Genomic DNA, 20887 nt, shown 5'->3' on the forward strand with positions numbered 1-20887 from the left:
CTCAGTTCGACGCCGGATCGCTGGCGCCCAGGGCCTGCTTCCATTCACGCGGCGAGCGCCCGACGCGCTGCGTGAACACGCGTGACAGCGCCGACGCATTCGCGTAGCCCAGCTGGTCGGCGATCTGCTTGATCGGCCGTCCCAGCCGCAGTTGCTCCTGCGCCAGGCTCAAGCGCCAGTCGGCGAGGTAAGCCGCTGGCGCCTGCCCCACCAGGTCGCGGAAGCGCGCCGCGAAGGCGCTGCGCGACATGCCCGCCCGTTCGGCCATGCGCGCCAGCGACCAGGCCTGCCCCGGCGCCTCGTGCACCGCGGCCAGCGCCAGCGCGATGCGGGGGTCCGACAGTCCCGACACCAGCCCGGGCTGCACGCCGGCCTCGGCGGGATGGTCGATGAGCCAGCGCAGCAGCTGGATCAGCACCACCTCGAAGAGCCGGTCCGCCAGCAGGCGCTGACCGCAGCGCGCGCGCTCCGTCTCCGAGAACAGCAGCTGCAGCGACAACTCCAGGCCCCGCACCTTCGCCAGCGGCAGCAGCACCAGCGGCGGCAAGGCGCGCACCAGCGGATTGAGCGCGCCGCCGTCGAACTCGAGCTCGGCGCAGGTGAAGTCCGAGCCGTCGCGCGGCGGATTGCGGAACTCATGCGCGACCGGCCGCGGATAGAAGAGCAGCGAGGGCTCGTTCACCCGCAGCTTGCGCGGCAGGCCCGCGCCGGCCGGGTGGCGCAGTTCCATCTCGCCGCGCTGCATCACATGCAGGAAGCCTCGCCCCGGCAAGGGATCGAAGGGGCTGATGCCGCAGAGCGGTCCGACATGGAACAGCCGCGCGCGCACCCGGAAGTGCTCCAGCAGCGACGACAGCCGGTCGACCGGCGCGGCGGCGGGACTGGCGACGACGGCGGCGGTCGCAGGGGCCGGGCTCGGGATTCGGACCGGGGCGCTCATGGACGCTTGGGTATGTTTATCGGATGAAACGCGGCCAATGCTACGACATCCTCACCCACACTGACGTCCAGCGGCACACGCTGCGAGATCCCCGGAAGGGCCGGACCGGTCTCGCCAACGACCTCTTCTCCTACTTCTGAAAGGACTTTCCATGACTGCCACCTCCACCGCCACCTCCACCGTTTCCCGCGTCGCGCTCGTCGATCCCAAGCAGGCCCAGGGCGATGTCAAGGTCGTGCTCGACGAGATCCAGGGTGCCTTCGGTGCGACGCCGGCGATGTTCCGCGCGGTCGCCAATTCCTCGGCCGCCCTCAAGAGCCTGTGGGGCAGCTTCGGCGCGCTGGGCGGCGGTGTGATCCCGGCCCGGCTCGGCGAGCAGATCGCCGTGGCGGTAGCCGACCGCAACGCCTGCGAGTACTGCCTGGCCGCGCACACGATGCTGGGCCGCAAGGCCGGCGCCAGCGCCGAGGAGATGGCGGCGGCGCAGGCCGGCGAGTCCGCCGATCCCAAGACCGCCGCGGCGCTTCGGTTCGCGCTGAAGGTCGTCAACGACCGCGCGCAGGTCACCGACGCCGACGTCCAGTCGCTGCGCGAGGCGGGCTTCGATGACGGCGCCATCGTGGAGATCCTCGCCCACGTCGCGCTCAACCTGTTCACGAACTACGTGAACGTGGCCTTCGCCGTGCCGGTCGACTTCCCGTCGGTGAAGCTGCGCCGCGGCTGATCGACCGGCGCCGCGCGCGCGGCGCGAGCACCGGGCCCCGGCCGCGCGCTCCGTGCGCCGGCGCGCTCGGGGCTCGAGGCCAGGACTCAGCCGCGCAGCGCCAGCAAGGCGTTGCGCACGCCCTCGCCATAGGCCGGGTCGGCCAGGGTGCAGTGGTCGATGTGGCGCTGCTGCACGTCCGGGCTGGCGCCGTTGATGGCGCGGGCGGTGTTGTCGAACAGCGCCTGCCGCTGCGCCGGGCCCATCAGGCGGAACAGCAGGCCCGGCTGGGTGAAGTAGTCGTCGTCCAGCCGGTGGTCCCAGTGCGCGGCGGCCCCGTCGATGGCCAGCGGCGGCTCCTGCAGCTGCGGATGGTCGGCCCAGTCGCCGCGGCTGTTGGGCACGATGGCCGGCGCCGCGCCGGCGTTGCCGTCCACCCGCATCGCGCCGTCGCGGTGGTACAGGTGGTAAGGGCACTTCGGCGCGTTGACCGGGATCTGATGGTGATTCACCCCCAGCCGGTAGCGATGCGCGTCGCCATAGCTGAACAGCCGCGCCTGCAGCATCTTGTCGGGCGAGAAGCCGATGCCCGGCGCCACGTTGGCCGGCGAGAAGGCGGCCTGTTCCACCTCGGCGAAGTAGTTCTCGGGGTTGCGGTTGAGCTCGAGCTCGCCCACCTCGATCAGCGGCGCGTCCGCATGCAGCCAGACCTTGGTCAGGTCGAACGGGTTGTAGGGCAGCGCGCGCGCGGCGGCCTCGCTCAGCACCTGCACGTAGAGCGTCCACCGCGGGAACTCGCCGCGCTCGATGGCCTCGAAGAGATCGCGCTGCGCGCTCTCGCGGTCGCCGGCGATGAGCTGGCCGGCCGCCTCGTCGGTCAGGTTGCGGATGCCCTGCCGCGACTTGAAGGTGAACTTGACCCAGTGGCGCTCGTTGTCGGCGTTGATGAAGCTGAAGGTGTGGCTGCCGAAGCCATGCATGTGGCGATAGCCGTCGGGCAGGCCGCGGTCGCTCATCACGATGGTGACCTGATGCAGCGCCTCGGGCAGCAGCGTCCAGAAGTCCCAGTTGTTCTGCGCGCTGCGCAGGTTGCTGCGGGGATCGCGCTTGACGGCGTGGTTGAGGTCGGGGAAGCGCAGCGGGTCGCGCATGAAGAACACCGGCGTGTTGTTGCCCACCAGGTCCCAGTTGCCTTCCTCGGTATAGAACTTGACGGCGAAACCGCGGATGTCGCGCTCGGCGTCAGCGGCGCCGCGCTCGCCGGCGACGGTGGAGAAGCGCAGGAAGACGTCGGTCGTCTTGCCGATGCGCGAGAACAGCTTGGCGCGCGTGTAGCGGCTGATGTCGTGGGTGACGGTGAAGCGGCCATAGGCGCCGGAGCCCTTGGCGTGCATGCGGCGCTCGGGGATGACCTCGCGGTCGAAGTGGGCGAGCTTCTCCAGCAGCCAGATGTCCTGCAGCAGCGCGGGGCCGCGCGGGCCGGCGGTCTGGATGTTGAGGTTGTCGACCACGGGCGCGCCGTGGGCATGGCTGATCGGTCGGTTCATGAGCGGGGACTCCCTGGCGTGACGGTCCGCGGGCGCGGACGAAGTCGCCACGATGCGGGTGCCGCCTCCCCCTGTCATCCCCCAGGTGGCCGAGTCCGGATCCCTCCGCTGGGCCTACCCGCGGGCCGCGCTCACTCGGCCATCCAGGCGCTGTTGGCCAGCATGCCGAGCTCGTCCACGAGACGGTCGAAGTCGCTGGCCTTGTCGTAGAAGCCGTCGGCGCCGCAGGACAGCACCCGCGGCTCGTAGGCGGCCCGGTCCTGCGCGCTCAGCACCAGGATGCGGCCGCGGAAGCGCGCCGCGCGCAGGCGCTCGATCACGCCCAGGCCCGAGCCGCCGTCGATGCCCAGGTCCACCAGCACCACATCGGGAGCGCACAGCGCGATGGTGCTGAGCGCGGCGTTCTCGCTGCAGGCCTGGCCCACCACGGTGATGGACGCCTCCGCCTGCAGGCGGGTCACCATCAGCCGGCGCAGCAGCGCGTTGTCTTCGATCAGTGCGACTTTCATGGTGATCTCCCTGTTTGAACGAATCATGGGAGATCGATCACGGCCTGGCGAGGCCGGCGTGACGCCAGTGCGGGTGAGCCCGCGCGCCGACCGGCCGTCGGGCGAAGGACTACAGGCGTGGGCGGCGCGCCGCGGGGGCCTCAGGGATCGCCCGCCGCGGCGTCCTCCAGATGAATGAGGAAACCATCCGGCGTGCCGTGCTCGTCGCGGCGCGGCGTGACGCGGACCGTCATGGCGCGGTGCCGGCCGCCCAGGCGCAGGTCCACCTCGAAGCTCACCGGCTCACCGCCGATCGCGCGCTCGATCGAGGCCTCGGCCGCGCGCCGGACGCTGACATCGCGCACGAAGGCCGTCGCGCCGGTGCCGCCGGCCATGCACAGCGGCGCGACGAACAGCTCGATCGGCACCCGGTGGCCGCGCTTGTGGATCGCATCGACCTCGAATCGCCGCCCCAGCACCGGACCGTCGCCGGTGCGCTGCAGCCGCGACATGCCACGCAGGTGCGCGCTGCGCATCTCCGGCGGAATGATCAGCTCATGCAGCGGGCGGTGGATGGCCTCGGCATAGCTCCATCCCAGCGTCGCCGTCGCCTGCGGATTCCACTCGGTGATGAGGCCGTCGGGATCGATGCTGATGAAGGCGTCCGGACTGCTGGCCAGCGCGCTCTGGAAGGCCGCGTCGGATTCGGCCCGCGAGCGCCCGGTCGGTGCGTCGCCGGGCGCCGGTTCAGCCGTCGGCGAGGGAGCGTCGGCCTCGTGCTGCGCCAGCGTATGCCGCGCATCCCACAGCGGCCGCTCGTTCACGAAGGCGCTGTGGGTGCTCTTGACCAGCTTCTGGTCGTCCAGCGTGCCGGCGGCGACCTTGATCTCCGGCGGCGCATCGTCCTCGAGACAGAACAGCTGCGTCGCGCAATGCGGGCAGAACTGGCGCAAGGCATGGTCCGAGGACCGCCAGGTCTGCAGCGCGCCGTTGACCCGCAAGGTGGCGCGGTCGGCGGTCAGCCAGGCCATCCCGGCGCCCCCCGAGGATCGTCGGCAGGTGGCGCAGTAGCAGACCGCGGCGTCGAGCTGGGCGGCATGCACGGCGTACTCGGCTCGCCCGCAGGCGCAACGACCGCGAAGGACCAGGGGGCTCATCATCGGGCCATCCTATCGGAGGCAAATCCGGCGCGTCGAGCCCTGCGACCCCGGGGGAAGCCCTCACCGCATCCGGACCTGCCCCGTCTCGCCCAGGTCCTTCGGCGGCTGGCCGGTCACCGCCGACTTCGCCATCGCATACAGCTGCATCAGCTTCGAGGCCTTCACGTCCCAGTAGCTGGCGTGGTTGATGCGCACCCGCAGCAGCGCGAGGTCGGGGTCGTCCACGCCCTTGGGGAACCAGGCCTCGGCGGCCGGATTCCAGAGGGCCTGCTTGCGCGCCCTGTCCTCGTCGAGTTCGGCGGTGCCGGACACCGAGACATAGGTGTCGTCATCGGCGTCGGCGAAGGCCACGTTCACCTGCGCGGCGCCGACGATGTCCTCGTAGGCTTCGCCGCCCCGGGACATGAAGAACCACAGCGAATCGCCCTCGTCGACGCCGCGGTTCTGCAGCGTCATCGGACGCGCGTGCAGGTGACCGTTGGGATGCTGCGTCGTCAGCATGCCGAAGCGCATGTCCTTGATGAGGTGCCAGAGTTTTTCGCGTCGTTCGGTGTCGCTCAGCGCTTGATCGCTCATGTCGTGCTCCTTGGCCATGTGCCTCCTCACAGCAAGCCTCGCTCCCGGGCCCGCGCTCGAGCGGTGCGCTCGCCTGTCGCGTCGTCGGGAGCGCGGGTGGCGGAGCGATCGACGCCATCGTCGGCCTGCCGGTTCTTCCGCACGCCGCGCAGGTTGAGCAGGAACAGCCCGACCTGCAGCACGATGAGCGCGTAGGCCTGGGTGTGCAGGCCCCAGGCGCTCCACAGCAGGTTGCTGGCGACGAAGACGCCGAAGCCCCAGCGGCGGCGCGCGGCGCTTCGCGCGGCCACCAGCCAGGCGGCCAGCAGGGTCACGGCCATCGCGGGCCATTGCAGGGCATCGAGGAAGGCGTCCATCGGTCGGGAGCGTTGTCGGCGACGCGGGCGTCGATCCCCGACCAGGGCAAGCCGCTTGCCGGCAGACGCCCATGTCGCAATCAACGCCCTTGCACATCGGCACCGCGGGCTGGAGCGTGCCCCGCGCCGTCGCCGCCGCCTTCCCGCCAGAGGGCAGCCAGCTCAGCCGCTACGCCGCCGTGCTGAACGCGACCGAGATCAACACCACCTTCAGCCGCACGCACCGGGCGGACACCTTCGCGCGTTGGGCCGCGCAGACGCCGGCCCACTTCCGCTTCTCGGTCAAGCTGCCGCGGGCGATGACGCACGACGCGCGACTGAAGGTGCCGCGGGCCGAGGTGCGCGCCTTCGTCGACTCGCTGGCCGGGCTGGGCGCACGGCTGGCCGTGCTGCTGGTGCAACTGCCGCCGTCCCTGCCGCTGGAGACACGCACCGCGCGCGCCTTCTTCCGCTCGCTGCACGCGAGCTTCGACGGCGCGATCGTCTGCGAGCCGCGGCATGCCTCGTGGTTCAGCGCGGCGGCGGATCGCCTGCTGGTGGACGAACGCATCGGCCGCGTGGCCGCCGATCCCGCCCGCCCCGCCGGCGCGGACGAACCGGGCGGCTGGCTCGGCGAGCACGGCGACGGCCGCGGCGCCGTCGTCTACTACCGCTGGCATGGCTCGCCGCGCATGTACTGGTCGCGCTACGAGGACGCCTTCCTCCAGGCGCGGGCCCAGGCGCTCGCGCGCTGGCCGGCCGGCACCTCGATCTGGTGCGTCTTCGACAACACCGCATCGGGCGCGGCGGCCGACGATGCGCTGCGGTTCAGCGCGCTGCTGGGATGACGTCCGCGGCCTGTCAGGCGTCGGTGTCGAAGCCCTCGGGGTCCAGCGCGAAACGCCAAGCCGTCGACCGCTGCAGCGCGTCCTTGAGCGCGCGCGAGCGCGGCGGCAACAAGGCGGCCAGTTCGACGCTGAAGAACTCGCAGCCGAGCGCATGGGCCACGTCGCAGACGACGTCGATGAAGTGGTCGGTCTCGGTGGCGCAGGCGTCGAGCCGCGCATGCAGCTCGTAGTGGCCGTCGGGATCGGACACCATGTCGATGCAGTTGTGCGCCTCGTCGCCGAAGTAGCGCCAGCCCTCCAGCATCGGCGTGCTGGGGCCGACGCGCGACGCGAGGTAGTGCATGACGTCGCTGCGCGAGGAGGGATGCCAGGAGGCCTTGGCGCTGCCATGCGCGAAGGCCAGATCGAACTGCCAGACGGCCATGACGGGGACCTGGAGTCGGGGTGAAGCGATGCTACGCCCGCGACTCCCGGCGCGCCACGCGATGTGGCTATCGATGGGATAGCGCCCGTCCACTGGAAACGCGGGCCGCCACGCATGCTGCGGTGCACCAGCGAAGGCTCGCCTGCGCTCGCGCCAACGTCGGCTCGTATGATCCGCCGCGTTGAGCCGCGGGAGGTGGTGATTGAGCGCTTCGAAGGAACAGCCGGCACGGCCGCGCACGCCCGCCACGCTGGCACGCGCCCATGCCCTCGCCGACCGCGGCGACTGGATCGCCGCCGAGGCCGAGTACCGCGCGCTGGCGCAGGCGGCTGGCGCTGGCGCCGCGCTGCTCTACAACTGGGGCATCGCGCTGCGCGAGACCGGCCGGATCGAGGACGCGATCGCGGCGTTCGAGCAGGCCGCCTCGCGGGACCCCACCTACGCTCGCGCCTTCCACGGCCTGAGCCTGAGCTACCGGGACCTGGGCGCCCGCGACGCGGCGCTGATGGCGATCGAGCTGGCCATCGACGCCGATCCCGCCTGCGACGACTTCCGCTTCGAGCGCGCGGAGCAGCTGATCGACGCGGGCCGCTGGCGCGACGCGCTGCCGGCGCTGGCGGCCATCGGTCCCGAGGCGCCGGGCCACGCGATCGCGCGCAACCTGATGGGCATGGCGCTGCGCCAGGGCGGCCGGGAGGCCGAGGCGCTCGACGCCTTCAGCGCCGCGATCCGCCACGACCCGGCCTTCGCCGCGCCGCTGCAGAACCGGGCCAATCTCCATCTGCGCGCGCGCCGGTTCACGCTGGCGGTGGACGATTTCGACGCGGCCTTGCGGCTCACGCCGCACGCCCCTTGGCTCGCCGGACTGAGGCTCTACGCGGCGATGCATGTCTACGACTGGCGCGACTTCGACGCGCGTCGCGATGCGCTGCTCACCCAGGTGGCTCGTGGCGAGGCGGTCGCGCAGCCGCTGGTGGTCCAGAACCTGACGGACGACCCGGCGCTGCAGCAGGCGGCGGCAAGGACCTGGGCGCGGCACGCATCGCCCCGTGCCGCGACGCCGCCGATGCGGCCCGGCTTCCCGGCCGGACGCAAGATCCGCATCGCCTACGTCTCCCGCGACTTCCATGCCCATCCGGTGGCCTTCCTGCTGGCGGAAGCGCTGGAGCTGCATGACCGCGAGGTCTTCGACGTCGCGCTGATCAACCATGGCGAGGCGAGGGACGACCCGATGCAGCAGCGGCTGCGCGCCGCCGCCGATGCCTTCCTCGACGTCGGCGGCTGGAGCGATGAACGGGTGGCGGCGCTGTGCCGCGAGCTGTCCATCGACATCGCGGTCGACCTCACCGGCCACACCGAGGGCGGCCGCGTCGCGCTGTTCGCCGGCCGCGTCGCACCGGTGCAGATGCTCTACCTGGGCTATCTTGGCACTTCGGGCTCGAGCGCCTACGACTACCTCGTCGCGGACCCGCGCCTCATCGACGCCGACACCCGCGCCTGCTTCGACGAACGCCTGCTGGTGCTGCCGTCCTACCAGGCCAACGATCGCCAGCGACCGCGACCCGCCGCGGCCGACCGGCGCGCGCTCGGCCTGCCGCCGGACGCGGTCGTGCTGTGCGGCTTCAACAACCCGGCCAAGCTGACGCCGGCCATGTTCCGCACCTGGGGCCGGATCCTGTCGCGCGTGCCGCACGCCGTGCTGTGGCTGCTGGCCGAGGAGGATGAGGCCATCGACCGCCTGCGCCGCGAAGCCGCCGCGATCGGCCTTGCGCCGGAGCGGCTGGTCTTCGCGCGGCGCTGCGCGCGCGAGGACTACCTCGCCCGCCTCGCCGCGGCCGACCTGTTCCTGGACACCCTGCCCTACAACGCCGGCACGACGGCCAGCGATGCGCTCTGGATGGGACTGCCGGTGCTCACGCAGCGGGGGCGCGCCTTCGCCGGCCGCATGGCGGCCAGCCTGCTGCATGCGGTCGGCCTGCCGGAGCTGATCGTCGAGACCCCCGAGGACTACGTCGAGCGGGCCGTCGCGCTCGCGGCCGCGCCGGAGCCACTCGCGGCGCTGCGCGACCGGCTGCGCGCGCAACGCGACACCGCGCCGCTGTTCGACACGCCGGCCTTCACGCGCAGCCTGGAGCTGGGCTACCTCGCCGCGCTGTCGGGCACGGTCGACGGCGACATCGTGATCGACTAGCGATGGATACGCAGGTGCGTTCATGGTGCCGGGCGCTGCGCGCGCTGGCCGTGCTGAACCTGGGCCTGTGGCTCGCCGTCGCGCTCGCCGGCCCCGTCGCCGGCGTTCATGGGCGAGTGCAGCTGGGGCTGTCCGGCGTCTACGTGCTGGTGTGTGCCTATCGCTCCTTGCTGCCGCGGGTGGATCTGGAGCGGCTCGTGGTGGTGGACAGCCACCTGTCCAGCATCTTCCTGGGCCGCACCGCGGCCACGGTGGCCGAGATCTGCTTCGCGTTGCAGCTGGGCCTGTTCGTCCATCAGCTGGCCGCCCATGCCGGCCTGCCGGCCGTGCAGGCGGCCGCCTGGGCTGTTCCGATGTTCATGGTGGTGGCGCAGGCCTTCTGCTGGCACAGCGTGCTCACGCTCAACCACATCACGCAGGCCGTGGAATCGGCGCTGTGGGCCGGCGGCTTCACCTGGATGGCCGTGCTGCTGGGCGTGATCGCCCTCGGCAGCGGGGGCTGGGTGCAGGCGCTGTCGGTCGCGGGCATCGTGGGCGCGATGTCCTTCGTCGCTTATGTCGTGACCGTCGACATGCCGATGTACTGGCGCCGCTACCGGCACGGGCGCGCCAGCGGGCAGGTCTACCTGCGCCTGGACGCGGGCGCCCGCGATGCCTGGCATCGGCGCGTGCCCAGCGGCTCCTGGGAGGCCTGGAAGGCCGATGCGCTGTGGTTGACGCCGTATTTCAGCTTGGGCGTGTGGGTCAGCATCGCGATGGCGTGCGTGTCGGCGGCCTGACACGCGTCCCGAGGACCCGAAGCCCCCTGCTGGGGGATTCGGCCGCTCATCCGAGCGAGGTCACTGCGGCGTGAACGTCAGGTTCGCCAGGACATAGCTGATCGGCATGAACACGCCGCCGCCGACGTACTGCAGTTGCAGCGTGTCGCCCTGCCCCCCGGACAGCGAGCCGCTCACCCCCGAGGTGGTGGATGTCCGCCGCGTGCCGGCGTACAGCGCCGCGCCGGACTTGCCGCCCAGCAGGGTCAGGCCGTTCGCGCTGCTGGCCACCGTCGTCCAGGCGCCCGCATCGGCCGTGGACCGCCAGGTCTGGCCACCGTCCGACGACTCGTAGAGCGCGCCGCCATTCGTGGCGGCCACCACATGACGCCCATCCGCCGAAGTGGCGATGCCGCGCCAGTCCCGGCTCATCGTCACGGCTTCCCACGAGGTGCCGAAATCATCGGAGCGCCAGATTGCGCCCGTGTCGACCGTGGCGTACAGGCGCCGTCCATCGGCCGATGCCGCCGACCCCCACCAGAACTGGGCGGAGGCCCGCGCGGTCCAGTTGACGCCGTAGTCCGTCGACACATACAGCTGCGAGCCGTTGGTGCCCGCGACCTGCACGCGGCCGTCCGCCGAGGCGCTCACGGTGCGCCAGGCGCGATTGCTGTCGCGCGCCGTCCAACTGCCGCCGCTGTCGGCCGAGGTCCAGATCTGTCCGAGGTAGGCCGTGGCCACCAGGCGCGTGCCGTCGGCCGAACTGGCGACGGCGGTCCACGCCCTGCTGCTGCCGTCGTTGGACCAGTTGTTCCCTCCGTCCGTCGACAGGTAGAGCGCCCCGCCGTTGACCGCCGCCAGGATCGTCTGTCCATCGGAGGACATCGCGACGCTGGACCACGGCTGCCCGGTGAGACGCACGGTCCAGTGCGCACCGGCGTCCTCGGAGGTGTAGAGCTCTCCGGATGCCGACGCGGCGACCTGGCGTGCGCCGTCAGCCGACATCGCCACCGCGACCCAGGTGCCGGTCGGTGCCTGGGCCGTCCAGGTCACGGTGTTGCCGCCGGGTAATCCGGTCGTCGTGATCCGCTGGCCGGCGTTCTGCGCGATCGTCCAACCGCCGGCGCCCACTCCGGTGACCTTGATCCAGTCGCCCACGGCCGGTGAAGCGGGCAGCGTGAGGACCACGGGCCCGCTCGAATTGGCGAGATAGCCGGTGTTCGAGTCGGCCTGCGCGGTGGCGGACGTCACATTCACCCAGCGCGTGTCCGCCGGCGCGGCACTGCAGGCATAGGCCGTGGACGTCACCTCGCCGGCATCCAGCACGCCGTTGCGGTTGGCGTCCTGGCCGGATTGCACGCGCTGGCCGCCATAGGCGCAATTCGCACCGGCCGACTCCGCGGTGACCGCGACGAGGGCGTCGAGGCCCGATGCGCCTGTGGGTCCGGTGGGTCCTGTGGGGCCGGCGGAGCCTGGCGTGCCGTTTGAGCCGTTGGAGCCGTTCGCGCCATTGCAGACATAGGCCACGCTACTGACCTCACCCGAATCCAGCGCGCCGTTGCCGTCGGCATCCAGCCCCGCCATCACCGCCGAGCCGCCTTGTGCGCAGTTGGCGCCGACGGCTTCGGCTCGGACTCGAACCAGCATCGACCGGCCCTCGGCACCCGCGCCGCCGTTCAGACCGTTGCAGACGTACTGCGTGCTGGACACCTCGCCGTCGGCGAGCTGTCCGTTGCCGTCGGCATCCGCGCCGGACTCCACGCGCGTGCCGCCCGCGGCGCAGTGGCTTCCCGCCGCCTCCGAAGCGACGCGCACCAGGGTCGCCGCGGTCCGGGGCGTGGCCTCGGGCGCGGGGTCGTCGTCCGACGAGCCGCCGCCGCAGGCCGTCAGCGTCGCGGCGGCGACGGCGATGGCCACGAGGTGCCAGGGCCCGGAGGAACGCAGCGGCGAAGCGCCACGGCGGCGATGGTCAATGACGGATGCAAGCATGGTGGACGCACTGTGGCCTCGCTCCACCGCACCGTGCGGCAGCTCCCTCGAGGCGCAACGCGCGGAAGTATCGTCAACCGCCGCGCGGTCCGGTACACCCCTGCGCGAGCAGGTCGCGAAAAATCCAGGAACTGTCCGTCGGCCGCGACGGATGGGGCCAGGGTGCGCGACGCCATGCAGGAATTCGGGCACCGAGCCCAAAAACAAAAAGCGCCTAAGTGCTTGGTTCACTTAGGCGCTTGGGAGGTCATGAGCGGTCATGACACTCGAATATGGTGGAGCCGGCGGGAATTGAACCCGCGTCCGCAAGCCTTCATCGGGCAGTTCTACATGCTTAGCTCTCTGATTTGGTTCTCGCCAACCCCGTCGCGCAGGAGCACGCTACGGGATCAGCCAGCACCCTAAATCTCGCCGTCACCCAAGGTGCACGAATGACAGCCAGCCAATGTGAATAACCTCTCTGTGTCAGGACTTGCGTCCCTTCACCCGGCCCATCGGCCAACCGGTGAGAGGTCCGCGGGGTTTAAGCCGCGAGAGCGTACGTGTTATCGTTCGCAGTTGGTTTTTTCCAGATGGATTTACGAGGTGCCTGGCCCTCGGCATGCCCTACTCCGAATCCGTACCCACGTCGAAACCAGGTCGGCCCCAGAGAGAGAGAAGTCGCAGATTATGCCAGTCGCGCGGACTTCAAGCCCCGGGCGGCAGTAATCTTTCTGAAGTTCGATTCGCGGCGACCCTGAACGCTTGAGCCACAGGCTCAGCGCGCGGCTCTCAGCCACTCGACGAGCTGCGATGGGGTGTCGAGAACCACGTCCGCGCCCCAGGCCTCGATCGGCTCACCATCCCCCAGATAGCCCCAGCGCACGGCGATCGTCGGCATGCCAGCCGCTCGTCCCGCCAGCACGTCGCGCGCGTCATCGCCGACATACACGCACTCACCCGGCGCGACGCCGGCCCGACGGGCCGCCTCCAGGAGCGGCTCCGGGTGCGGCTTGCTGTGCGGCGTCGTGTCGCCTCCAACCACCGCCGCCGCGCGTTCGGACCAACCGAGCCCCCGCGCCAACGGCAGCGCGAAGCGCTCCGACTTGTTGGTCACGATGCCCCAGCTCAAGCCGTCGTCGGACAGCGCCTGCAGCATCGCAGCGACACCGTCGAACGGGCGTGTCGCGCGAAGCAGGCGACGCTCGTAGCGGTCGAAGAACTCGTCGCGGAGCGCTGGGAACGTCATCTCCTTCGGCGACACGCCAAAGGCCACGCCCATCATTCCGCGCGCGCCCGCGCCCACCATCGGACGCAGGCGCTCGAACGGCACTTCGGGCAGGCCGCGCGCGATGAGCATTTCGTTGGTCGCGCCGGCCAGATCGGGGGCGCTGTCCACCAGCGTGCCATCCAGATCGAACAGCACGGTTCTGATCGCAGCGCGCGTGGCCACGCCGGGAGGCGAATTCAGCATCGCCGCGATCATGCGGCACGGCGGCAAGCCAGCAGGTAGTTGACGTCGGTATCCGCGTTCAAGGCATAGCGCTGGGTGAGCGGGTTGAAGGTCAGGCCCTTCGCGCCTTGCACTTCCAAGCCGGCGTCTCGGCACATCTGCGCCAGCTCCGACGGGCGGATGAAGCGCGCGTATTCGTGGGTGCCGGCGGGCAGCATGCGCAGGACGTACTCCGCGCCGACGATCGCGAAAAGAAAGGACTTGGCGTTGCGATTCAGCGTCGACAGGAACACCCACCCGCCGGGCTTCACGAGTTGACCCAGCGCGGTGACCACCGACGCAGGGTCCGGCACGTGCTCAAGCATCTCCATGCAGGTCACCACATCGAAGGAGGCGGGGCGCTCCCGCGCCAGGTCCTCAACGGCGATCTCTTGGTAGGCGACGTTCTCGGTACCCGCCTCCATCGCATGCAATTCGGCCACGCGCAGCGATTTCGTCGCCAAGTCGATACCCAGCACGTTCGCTCCCTTGCGCGCCATCGCATCGGCCAGGATGCCGCCGCCGCAACCGACGTCCAGCGCCATCTTGCCTTGCAAGCCGCAGAGGCCGTCGATCCAGTTCAATCGCAAGGGATTGATCTGGTGAAGCGGCTTGAATTCACTTTCGGTATCCCACCAGCGGTGGGCCAGCTCGCTGAACTTCTCGAGCTCTTTTGCATCGACATTCGCCATGGGGCGCAATGGTAGCCGAGCCCACCGGCGGGAGGCCCGATTCCGCGCGCGCCCCACCAATGACACATCAATGAAAAAACCCCGCGAGCCTGATGGCTGGCGGGGTTTGCGGGATGGCGACCGAAGTCGCCACCGTACCGTTTACTTGACGGCGCGGGTACCGACCACTTCGATTTCGACGCGGCGGTTCTTGGCGCGGCCTTCCGCAGTCTTGTTGTCGGCGATAGGCTGCTTCTTGCCCTTGCCTTCGGTGTAGACGCGGTTCTTTTCCAGACCCTTCGACACCAGATAGGCCTTCACGGCTTCAGCGCGGCGAACCGACAGCTTCTGGTTGTAGGCATCCGTGCCGACGCTGTCGGTGTGGCCGACGGCGATGATCACTTCCAGGTTGATGCCGCCGGTCTTCGAGACCAGGTCATCCAGCTTGGCCTTGGCTTCCGGCTTCAGGACCGACTTGTCGAAGTCGAAGAAGGCGTCAGCGGCGTAGGTGACCTTTTCGCTGGTCGGAGCCACCACCGGCTTGGGCGCCGGGGCCGGGGTCACCGCCGGGGCGGGAGCCGGAGCGGCCGGAGCGGCCACAGGAGCAGCCACCGGCTTCAGGGCGCCGTCGCAGTCCTTGGCGGCCGTGGCCGGGGTCCAGAATGCATCGCGCCAGCACAGCTCGTTGGTGCCGTTCTTCCAAACGGTGCCATCCGTTGCGCGCCAGTTGTCCACGGTTTGGGCCATGACGCCCGAGGTGGCCACAGCGGCGACAGCAAAGAGCGCTGCCACGCGGTTCAGTTTCTTCATGATTCTCCTCTCAAGGAAAGCCGCAGTTGCCCTGCGAAACGTCCAATGTCGGAACTAAAACCTCAGGAGTTCCCTGACCAAGGGTTTCTCCTAGGGACGAACCGATTGTGCCATAGGGCAACAGGACGCCTCCATTCTCGCGGCACGCGCTGCAACTGTTCATGAACGTGTTGCGCAAGCACGACAAGCGCGCGCAATTAGAATCACCGACTTCCGATCTCTCCAGAGGCTGCGCACGCGTGCGCGCGGCCCCCAGCGCATGACCCAGTTCGCCAAGGAAACCCTGCCGATCAGCCTCGAAGAGGAGATGCGCCGCTCCTACTTGGATTACGCGATGAGCGTGATCGTCGGCCGTGCGCTGCCCGACGCCCGCGACGGCCTCAAGCCGGTGCATCGGCGCGTGCTCTTCGCGATGCACGAACTGAACAACGACTGGAACCGGCCCTACAAGAAGTCGGCCCGTATCGTCGGCGACGTCATCGGTAAATACCACCCGCACGGCGACAGCGCCGTGTACGACACCATCGTCCGGATGGCGCAGGACTTCTCGCTGCGCCACATGCTGGTGGACGGCCAGGGGAATTTCGGCTCGGTCGACGGCGACAACGCCGCGGCCATGCGATACACCGAAATCCGCTTGTCGAAAATCGCCCACGAAATGCTGGCCGATATCGACAAGGAAACCGTCGACTATGGCCCGAACTACGACGGCAGCGAAAAGGAACCGCTGGTTTTGCCGGCGCGCCTTCCGAATCTGCTGATCAACGGCGCGGCCGGTATCGCGGTCGGCATGGCCACGAATATCCCGCCGCACAACCTCAACGAGGTCGTCGACGCCTGCCTGCACGCGCTGAAGAATCCTGACTGCTCGATCGACGAGCTGATGGAGATCATCCCCGCGCCGGACTTCCCCACCTCCGGGATCATCTACGGCCTGTCCGGCGTGCGCGAGGGCTACCGCACCGGCCGCGGCAAGGTCGTGATGCGCGCCAAGGTGCATTTCGAGGACATCGATCGCGGCCAGCGCCAGGCGATCATCGTCGACGAGATCCCCTATCAGGTGAACAAGAAGACCCTGCTCGAGCGCATCGCCGAGCTGGTCCAGGAAAAGAAGATCGAGGGCATCAGCCACATCCAGGACGAGTCCGACAAGTCCGGGATGCGCGTGGTGATCGAGCTCAAGCGCGGCGAGGTCCCGGAAGTCGTCCTGAACAACCTGTACAAGCAGACCCAGCTGCAGGACAGCTTCGGCATGAACATGGTGGCGCTGGTCGACGGCCAGCCCAAGCTGTGCAACCTGAAGGACCTGATCACGGTCTTCCTGGAGCACCGCCGCGAGGTCGTCACCCGCCGCACCGTGTTCGAACTGCGCAAGGCGCGCGAGCGCGGCCATGTGCTGGAAGGCCTGGCGGTGGCGCTGGCCAACATCGACGACTTCATCGAGATCATCAAGCGCAGCCCGACCCCGCCGGTGGCCAAGGCCGAGCTGATGGCGCGCGCCTGGGATTCCTCGCTGGTGCGGGAGATGCTGTCGCGCGCCGAGGGCGAGACCGCCGGCGGCCGCAACGCCTACCGCCCCGAAGGCCTGCCGGCGCAATACGGCATGCAGGAGGACGGGCTCTACAAGCTGTCCGACGACCAGGCCGGCGAGATCCTGCAGATGCGCCTGCAGCGCCTGACCGGACTGGAGCAGGACAAGATCGTCGGCGAATACCGCGACGTGATGGCGCAGATCGCCGACCTGCTGGACATCCTCGCCACGCCCGCGCGCGTGACGACGATCATCGGCGACGAACTGGCGTCGGTGCGCCAGGAGTTCGGCCAGACCAAGCTGGGCGCTCGCCGCAGCGTGATCGAGCACAACGCCCAGGAACTCGGCACCGAGGACCTGATCACGCCGACCGACATGGTCGTGACGCTGTCCCACACCGGCTACATCAAGAGCCAGGCGCTGAGCGAGTACCGCGCCCAGCGCCGCGGCGGCCGTGGCAAGCAGGCCACGGCCACCAAGGACGACGACTGGATCGACCAGCTTTTCATCGCCAATACGCATGACTGGATGCTGTGCTTCAGCAACCGCGGTCGCGTGTACTGGCTGAAGGTCTGGGAAGTGCCGCAGGGCTCGCGCAACGCGCGCGGCAAGCCGATCGTCAACATGTTCCCGCTGCAGCCCGAAGAGAAGATCAACGTCGTGCTGCCGCTGACAGGCGAATTCCGCTCGTTCCCGGAAGACCACTTCATCTTCTTCGCCACCGCGCTGGGCACCGTCAAGAAGACCTCGCTGAAGGACTTCAGCAACCCGCGCAAGGCCGGCATCATCGCCGTCGACCTGGACGAGGGCGACTACCTGATCGGCGCCGCGCTGACCGACGGCCAGCATGACGTCATGCTGTTCTCCGACGGCGGCAAGGCCGTGCGCTTCGACGAGGACGACGTCCGCCCGATGGGCCGCCAGGCCCGCGGCGTGCGCGGCATGATGCTCGAACCCGACCAGCGCCTGATCGCGATGCTGGTGGCCGAGGACGAGACGCAGAGCGTGCTGACCGCCACCGAGAACGGCTACGGCAAGCGCACCAGCATCGTGGAATACACGCGCCACGGCCGCGGCACGAAGGGCATGATCGCGATCCAGCAGAGCGAGCGCAACGGCAAGGTCGTCGCGGCGACGCTGGTCCGCCCCGAGGATGAGATCATGCTGATCACCGACACCGGCGTGCTGGTACGCACGCGGGTGGCCGAGATCCGCGAACTGGGTCGCGCCACGCAGGGCGTGACGCTGATTTCGCTGGACGAGGGCGCCAAGCTCTCGGGCCTGCAGCGCATCGTCGAGAACGATGCTAACGAGACGACAGAATCGACCGACGACGCCGCGGGCGGCGCCGGTTCCGATGCCGGCGACGCCACGAGCGCCGCGGGCGACTCCACCCCCGACGTGAAGGAATGACCTTGTTGCTGAAGTCCATCCAAGCCGGCGCCATCGCCGCCTCGCTGCTGGCGAGCCCCGTCGTCTTCGCGCAGAAGGCTGACAGCCCGCAGTCCAAGAAGGACGTCATCGCGAAGATCCTGAAGATCCAGCAGCCCGCGATCGAGGCCCTGACCATGGGCGTGCTGAGCCGCCCGGTCAACGAACTGGCCGCCAAGGCCGCGCCGGCCCTGCGCAACGTGCCCGAAGCCAAGCGCGAAGCCACCGCCAAGCAGATCGATGCCGACCTGCGCAAGTTCCTGGAAGACAACGCCAAGCCGCTGGTCGACAAGGGCATGAAGCTGGCCCCGTCGACCATGGGCGTGGCGCTGGACGAGAAGTTCACCGAGGACGAGCTCAAGCAGCTGCTGGCCTGGCTGGAATCGCCGGTGAGCAAGAAGTTCGCCGAGTCCTCGCAGGAGCTGCAGAGCCTCTACACGAAGAAGCTGATCGACGACAACGGCAAGCAGTTGGACGAGAAGTTCACCGCGCTGCAGCAGAACGTCGCCAAGCAGCTCGGCCTGGAAGCGGGTCCGGCGCCGGCCGCCTCGGCCCCGAAGCCGGCCGCCAAGCCCGCGCCGACGCCGAAGAAGTAAGTCCGCCACCGCGGCCCGGTGCCGGCCCCAGGCCGGCATCGCTCCGCCCGGGGCGCCCCGCCGCGTCGATCCGGTCGACCGGCGTCGGCGCCCCGGCTGTCGTCCCGTTCTCACCGCGCCCTCCCCATGCCAGCCGTCCGCCCCTTCAACTTCTCCGCCGGTCCCGCCGCCCTCCCCCCCGAGGTCCTGAGCCAGGTGGCCGAGGAGATGCTGGACTGGCACGGCTCCGGCATGAGCGTGATGGAGATGAGCCACCGCGGCCGCGAGTTCATCTCGATCTACGAAGCCGCCGAGGCCGACCTGCGCGAGCTGCTGCAGGTGCCCGAGCATTTCCGCATCCTGTTCATGCAGGGGGGCGGGCTCGGCGAGAACGCGATCCTGCCGCTGAACCTGTCGCGCGGCGGCGCGGTCGACGTCGTCGTCACCGGCTCCTGGTCGAAGAAGAGCGCCGCCGAAGCCAGGCGCTATGCCGACGTTCGCATCGCCGCCAATGCCGCCGAGCTTCCCGGCGCCGACGGCCGCTACCTCGACATTCCCGCGCCCTCGACCTGGCAGCTGCGCCGGGACGCCTCGTACGTGCACGTCTGCACCAACGAGACCATCGACGGCATCGAATTCCAGGCCCTGCCCGACCTCCAGGCACTGGGCCATGACGCGCCGCTGGCGATCGACTTCTCCTCCCATGTGGCGTCGCGCCCGGTGGACTGGTCCAAGGTCGGCCTCGCCTTCGCCGGCGCGCAGAAGAACATCGGCCCGGCCGGTCTGACGCTGGTCATCGTCCGCGACGACCTGCTGGGCCACGCGCTGCCGATCTGCCCCTCCGCCTTCGACTACAAGATCGTGGCCGAGGCGCAGTCGATGTACAACACGCCGCCGACCTTCGGCATCTACGTCGCCGGCCTGGTGTTCCAGTGGCTCAAGCGCTTCGCGTACGGCGGCAAGACCGGCCTGGCCGCGATCGAGCAGCGCAACATCGACAAGGCCGCCCTGCTCTACGCGGCGCTGGACGGCTCCTCCCTGTATGAAAACCGCGTGGCGGCGTCGTGCCGCTCGCGGATGAACGTCCCATTCTTCCTCCGCGACGAGCGTCTGAACGACGCCTTCCTGGCTGGCGCCAAGGAGCGGGGGCTGCTGCAACTCAAAGGCCACAAGTCGGTGGGCGGCATGCGGGCATCGATCTACAACGCGATGCCGCTGGAGGGCGTCCAGGCCCTGGTGAGCTACCTGAAAGACTTCGAAACCCGACATGGCTGACACGCCGAACACCCCCCTGCCCGAGGCGCCCGGCGACGCCCCGATGCCGCCGGCCCCGGTGGCCGACCCCGAGCTGCTCGCGCTGCGCGACCAGATCGACGCGCTCGACTCGCAACTGCTGACGCTGCTGAACCAGCGCGCCCATGTCGCCGAGCAGGTCGGCGAGATCAAGCGCCGCGACGGCACGCCCTTCTTCCGCCCCGACCGCGTCGCCCAGGTCATCGCCAAGATCAAGGCGGCCAACCAGGGCCCGCTCAAGGGCGAACACGTCGCCGCCATCTGGCGCGAGATCATGTCCGCCTGCCTCGCGCTCGAGTCGCCGCAGCGGGTGGCCGTGCTGGGCCCCTTCGGCACCTTCTGCGAGCAGGCCGCGATCGAGTACTTCGGCGGCGCCGCCGACCTGATCTACTGCAACAGCTTCGACGAGGTCTTCCACGCGACCGCCTCCGGCAGCGCGCAGTACGGCGTGGTCGGCGTCGAGAACATGACCGAGGGCGTGGTGACGCGCTCGCTCGACCTGTTCCTGCACACGCCCACGCATGTGGTCGGCGAGGTCAGCCTGCTGATCCGCCACAACCTGCTGCGCAAGGAGAACTCGCTGGAAGGCGTGGAGGCGGTGCTGGCGCATCCCCAGGCGCTCGCGCAGTGCCAGAACTGGCTGTCCAAGCACCTGCCGAACGCCGAGCGCCGCGCCGTGTCCAGCAACGCCGAAGGCGCGCGGCTGGCGGCCGAGAACCCGGCCTACGCCGCGATCGCCAGCGAGCGCGCGGCGACGCTGTTCGGCCTGCACATCACCGCGCACGCGGTGCAGGACGAGGCCTACAACCGCACCCGTTTCGCCGTGATCTGCCTGCCGCAGACCATGGCCACCCCCCCGGCCACGGGGCGCGACTGCACCAGCCTCATCGTCTCCGTGGCGAACCGCCCGGGCGCGATGCATGATCTGCTGGTGCCGTTGAAGAAGCACGGCGTGTCCATGACCCGCCTGGAGTCGCGCCCGGCCCGCACCGGTCAGTGGGAGTACTACTTCTACATCGACCTGGATGGCCACCCGTCGCAGCCGCACGTCGCCTCGGCGCTGGCGGAGCTGCGGGAGCTGTGCGCGTTCTACAAGGTCATCGGCGCCTACCCGCTGAAGTCCTGACGCTGAAGTCTTGAGCGAAA

General features: G+C 69.6%; 19 protein-coding genes and 1 other RNA gene. 8 read left to right on the plus strand and 12 right to left on the minus strand.

From position 1 onward, the window contains the following. Position 1: 1 nt before the first annotated feature. Positions 2 to 940, minus strand: coding sequence for an AraC family transcriptional regulator (locus tag FHT38_RS13040; protein ID WP_183492028.1), 939 nt, complete (start codon positions 938 to 940; stop codon positions 2 to 4). A gap of 151 nt (positions 941 to 1091) precedes the next feature. On the opposite strand from FHT38_RS13040, the gene FHT38_RS13045 reads away from it, so the two are divergent. Next, positions 1092 to 1664 (plus strand): carboxymuconolactone decarboxylase family protein, encoded by a 573-nt coding sequence (locus tag FHT38_RS13045; protein WP_183492029.1) that lies wholly within the window; start codon positions 1092 to 1094, stop codon positions 1662 to 1664. An 86-nt stretch (positions 1665 to 1750) separates the two neighbouring features. On the opposite strand, the gene FHT38_RS13050 is transcribed toward FHT38_RS13045, so the two are convergent. From FHT38_RS13050 to FHT38_RS13070, 5 genes are all read right to left on the minus strand, one after another. Beyond that, entirely contained in the window at positions 1751 to 3190 is a 1440-nt protein-coding gene (locus FHT38_RS13050; protein WP_183492030.1) for a catalase, read from the minus strand. Between the two features lie 131 nt (positions 3191 to 3321). Then, positions 3322 to 3699 carry a response regulator transcription factor gene (locus FHT38_RS13055; protein ID WP_183492031.1) on the minus strand — a complete coding sequence of 126 codons (378 nt, stop codon included), beginning with the start codon at positions 3697 to 3699 and terminating at the stop codon, positions 3322 to 3324. A gap of 140 nt (positions 3700 to 3839) precedes the next feature. After that, the gene (locus FHT38_RS13060) at positions 3840 to 4835 is read right to left on the minus strand and encodes a PAS domain S-box protein (RefSeq protein ID WP_183495083.1); all 996 of its coding nucleotides are present in this window, start codon (positions 4833 to 4835) and stop codon (positions 3840 to 3842) included. Positions 4836 to 4898: 63 nt separating this feature from the next. Next, positions 4899 to 5414, minus strand: a complete 516-nt coding sequence (locus FHT38_RS13065; RefSeq protein ID WP_091733865.1) for a pyridoxamine 5'-phosphate oxidase family protein — start codon at positions 5412 to 5414, stop codon at positions 4899 to 4901. A 26-nt stretch (positions 5415 to 5440) separates the two neighbouring features. Continuing rightward, positions 5441 to 5770, minus strand: coding sequence for a hypothetical protein (locus tag FHT38_RS13070; protein WP_255488676.1), 330 nt, complete (start codon positions 5768 to 5770; stop codon positions 5441 to 5443). A 71-nt stretch (positions 5771 to 5841) separates the two neighbouring features. On the opposite strand from FHT38_RS13070, the gene FHT38_RS13075 reads away from it, so the two are divergent. Continuing rightward, complete coding sequence (locus FHT38_RS13075; protein WP_183492033.1) at positions 5842 to 6597, plus strand: DUF72 domain-containing protein; 756 nt, start codon at positions 5842 to 5844, stop codon at positions 6595 to 6597. A gap of 13 nt (positions 6598 to 6610) precedes the next feature. Here FHT38_RS13075 and FHT38_RS13080 read toward each other — a convergent pair whose 3' ends face one another. Then, positions 6611 to 7021 (minus strand): hypothetical protein, encoded by a 411-nt coding sequence (locus FHT38_RS13080; RefSeq protein WP_183492034.1) that lies wholly within the window; start codon positions 7019 to 7021, stop codon positions 6611 to 6613. Between the two features lie 202 nt (positions 7022 to 7223). Between FHT38_RS13080 and FHT38_RS13085 the strand changes: the two genes are divergently transcribed. Together FHT38_RS13085 and FHT38_RS13090 are read left to right on the plus strand one after the other, a co-directional pair. Beyond that, complete coding sequence (locus tag FHT38_RS13085) at positions 7224 to 9212, plus strand: tetratricopeptide repeat protein (RefSeq protein ID WP_183492035.1); 1989 nt, start codon at positions 7224 to 7226, stop codon at positions 9210 to 9212. A gap of 14 nt (positions 9213 to 9226) precedes the next feature. Continuing rightward, the gene (locus tag FHT38_RS13090) at positions 9227 to 9991 is read left to right on the plus strand and encodes a hypothetical protein (RefSeq protein WP_183495085.1); all 765 of its coding nucleotides are present in this window, start codon (positions 9227 to 9229) and stop codon (positions 9989 to 9991) included. 60 nt (positions 9992 to 10051) lie between these two features. Here FHT38_RS13090 and FHT38_RS13095 read toward each other — a convergent pair whose 3' ends face one another. From FHT38_RS13095 to ompA, 5 genes are all read right to left on the minus strand, one after another. Further along, on the minus strand, positions 10052 to 11959 hold the full coding sequence (locus FHT38_RS13095) for a sialidase family protein (RefSeq protein WP_183492037.1): 1908 nt from the start codon (positions 11957 to 11959) through the stop codon (positions 10052 to 10054). 273 nt (positions 11960 to 12232) lie between these two features. Then, positions 12233 to 12606, minus strand: a transfer-messenger RNA (tmRNA) gene (gene ssrA, locus FHT38_RS13100). A gap of 110 nt (positions 12607 to 12716) precedes the next feature. Continuing rightward, positions 12717 to 13424, minus strand: a complete 708-nt coding sequence (gene gph, locus FHT38_RS13105) for a phosphoglycolate phosphatase (RefSeq protein ID WP_255488677.1) — start codon at positions 13422 to 13424, stop codon at positions 12717 to 12719. After that, complete coding sequence (gene ubiG, locus FHT38_RS13110; protein ID WP_183492038.1) at positions 13421 to 14122, minus strand: bifunctional 2-polyprenyl-6-hydroxyphenol methylase/3-demethylubiquinol 3-O-methyltransferase UbiG; 702 nt, start codon at positions 14120 to 14122, stop codon at positions 13421 to 13423. Before ubiG ends, gph begins: the two co-directional genes overlap by 4 nt. A 141-nt stretch (positions 14123 to 14263) precedes the next feature. Then, entirely contained in the window at positions 14264 to 14911 is a 648-nt protein-coding gene (ompA, locus tag FHT38_RS13115) for an outer membrane protein OmpA (protein ID WP_091733232.1), read from the minus strand. A 259-nt stretch (positions 14912 to 15170) separates the two neighbouring features. Between ompA and gyrA the strand changes: the two genes are divergently transcribed. The 4 genes from gyrA (at position 15171) to pheA (ending at position 20867) form a co-directional block, all read left to right on the plus strand. Next, positions 15171 to 17855, plus strand: a complete 2685-nt coding sequence (gene gyrA / locus FHT38_RS13120) for a DNA gyrase subunit A (protein WP_091733230.1) — start codon at positions 15171 to 15173, stop codon at positions 17853 to 17855. Then, on the plus strand, positions 17852 to 18469 hold the full coding sequence (locus FHT38_RS13125) for a DUF2059 domain-containing protein (protein WP_091733228.1): 618 nt from the start codon (positions 17852 to 17854) through the stop codon (positions 18467 to 18469). Before gyrA ends, FHT38_RS13125 begins: the two co-directional genes overlap by 4 nt. 126 nt (positions 18470 to 18595) lie before the next feature. After that, the gene (gene serC, locus FHT38_RS13130; RefSeq protein ID WP_183492040.1) at positions 18596 to 19723 is read left to right on the plus strand and encodes a 3-phosphoserine/phosphohydroxythreonine transaminase; all 1128 of its coding nucleotides are present in this window, start codon (positions 18596 to 18598) and stop codon (positions 19721 to 19723) included. A gap of 43 nt (positions 19724 to 19766) precedes the next feature. Beyond that, entirely contained in the window at positions 19767 to 20867 is a 1101-nt protein-coding gene (pheA, locus tag FHT38_RS13135; protein WP_147242426.1) for a prephenate dehydratase, read from the plus strand. Positions 20868 to 20887 lie beyond the last annotated feature (20 nt).

Source organism: Mitsuaria sp. BK041, from assembly GCF_014193085.1.
In the GTDB taxonomy this organism is placed as follows: Bacteria; Pseudomonadota; Gammaproteobacteria; order Burkholderiales; family Burkholderiaceae_C; genus Roseateles.

Excerpts from the sequence above, each read along its gene's own strand:
- FHT38_RS13040 (WP_183492028.1), bottom strand. The coding sequence starts at position 940 with ATGAGCGCCCCGGTCCGAATCCCGAGCCCGGCCCCTGCGACCGCCGCC.
- FHT38_RS13045 (WP_183492029.1), top strand. The coding sequence starts at position 1,092 with ATGACTGCCACCTCCACCGCCACCTCCACCGTTTCCCGCGTCGCGCTC.
- FHT38_RS13050 (WP_183492030.1), bottom strand. The coding sequence starts at position 3,190 with ATGAACCGACCGATCAGCCATGCCCACGGCGCGCCCGTGGTCGACAAC.
- FHT38_RS13055 (WP_183492031.1), bottom strand. The coding sequence starts at position 3,699 with ATGAAAGTCGCACTGATCGAAGACAACGCGCTGCTGCGCCGGCTGATG.
- FHT38_RS13060 (WP_183495083.1), bottom strand. The coding sequence starts at position 4,835 with ATGAGCCCCCTGGTCCTTCGCGGTCGTTGCGCCTGCGGGCGAGCCGAG.
- FHT38_RS13065 (WP_091733865.1), bottom strand. The coding sequence starts at position 5,414 with ATGAGCGATCAAGCGCTGAGCGACACCGAACGACGCGAAAAACTCTGG.
- FHT38_RS13070 (WP_255488676.1), bottom strand. The coding sequence starts at position 5,770 with ATGGACGCCTTCCTCGATGCCCTGCAATGGCCCGCGATGGCCGTGACC.
- FHT38_RS13075 (WP_183492033.1), top strand. The coding sequence starts at position 5,842 with ATGTCGCAATCAACGCCCTTGCACATCGGCACCGCGGGCTGGAGCGTG.
- FHT38_RS13080 (WP_183492034.1), bottom strand. The coding sequence starts at position 7,021 with ATGGCCGTCTGGCAGTTCGATCTGGCCTTCGCGCATGGCAGCGCCAAG.
- FHT38_RS13095 (WP_183492037.1), bottom strand. The coding sequence starts at position 11,959 with ATGCTTGCATCCGTCATTGACCATCGCCGCCGTGGCGCTTCGCCGCTG.
- gph (WP_255488677.1), bottom strand. The coding sequence starts at position 13,424 with ATGATCGCGGCGATGCTGAATTCGCCTCCCGGCGTGGCCACGCGCGCT.
- ubiG (WP_183492038.1), bottom strand. The coding sequence starts at position 14,122 with ATGGCGAATGTCGATGCAAAAGAGCTCGAGAAGTTCAGCGAGCTGGCC.
- ompA (WP_091733232.1), bottom strand. The coding sequence starts at position 14,911 with ATGAAGAAACTGAACCGCGTGGCAGCGCTCTTTGCTGTCGCCGCTGTG.
- gyrA (WP_091733230.1), top strand. The coding sequence starts at position 15,171 with ATGACCCAGTTCGCCAAGGAAACCCTGCCGATCAGCCTCGAAGAGGAG.
- FHT38_RS13125 (WP_091733228.1), top strand. The coding sequence starts at position 17,852 with ATGACCTTGTTGCTGAAGTCCATCCAAGCCGGCGCCATCGCCGCCTCG.
- serC (WP_183492040.1), top strand. The coding sequence starts at position 18,596 with ATGCCAGCCGTCCGCCCCTTCAACTTCTCCGCCGGTCCCGCCGCCCTC.
- pheA (WP_147242426.1), top strand. The coding sequence starts at position 19,767 with ATGCCGCCGGCCCCGGTGGCCGACCCCGAGCTGCTCGCGCTGCGCGAC.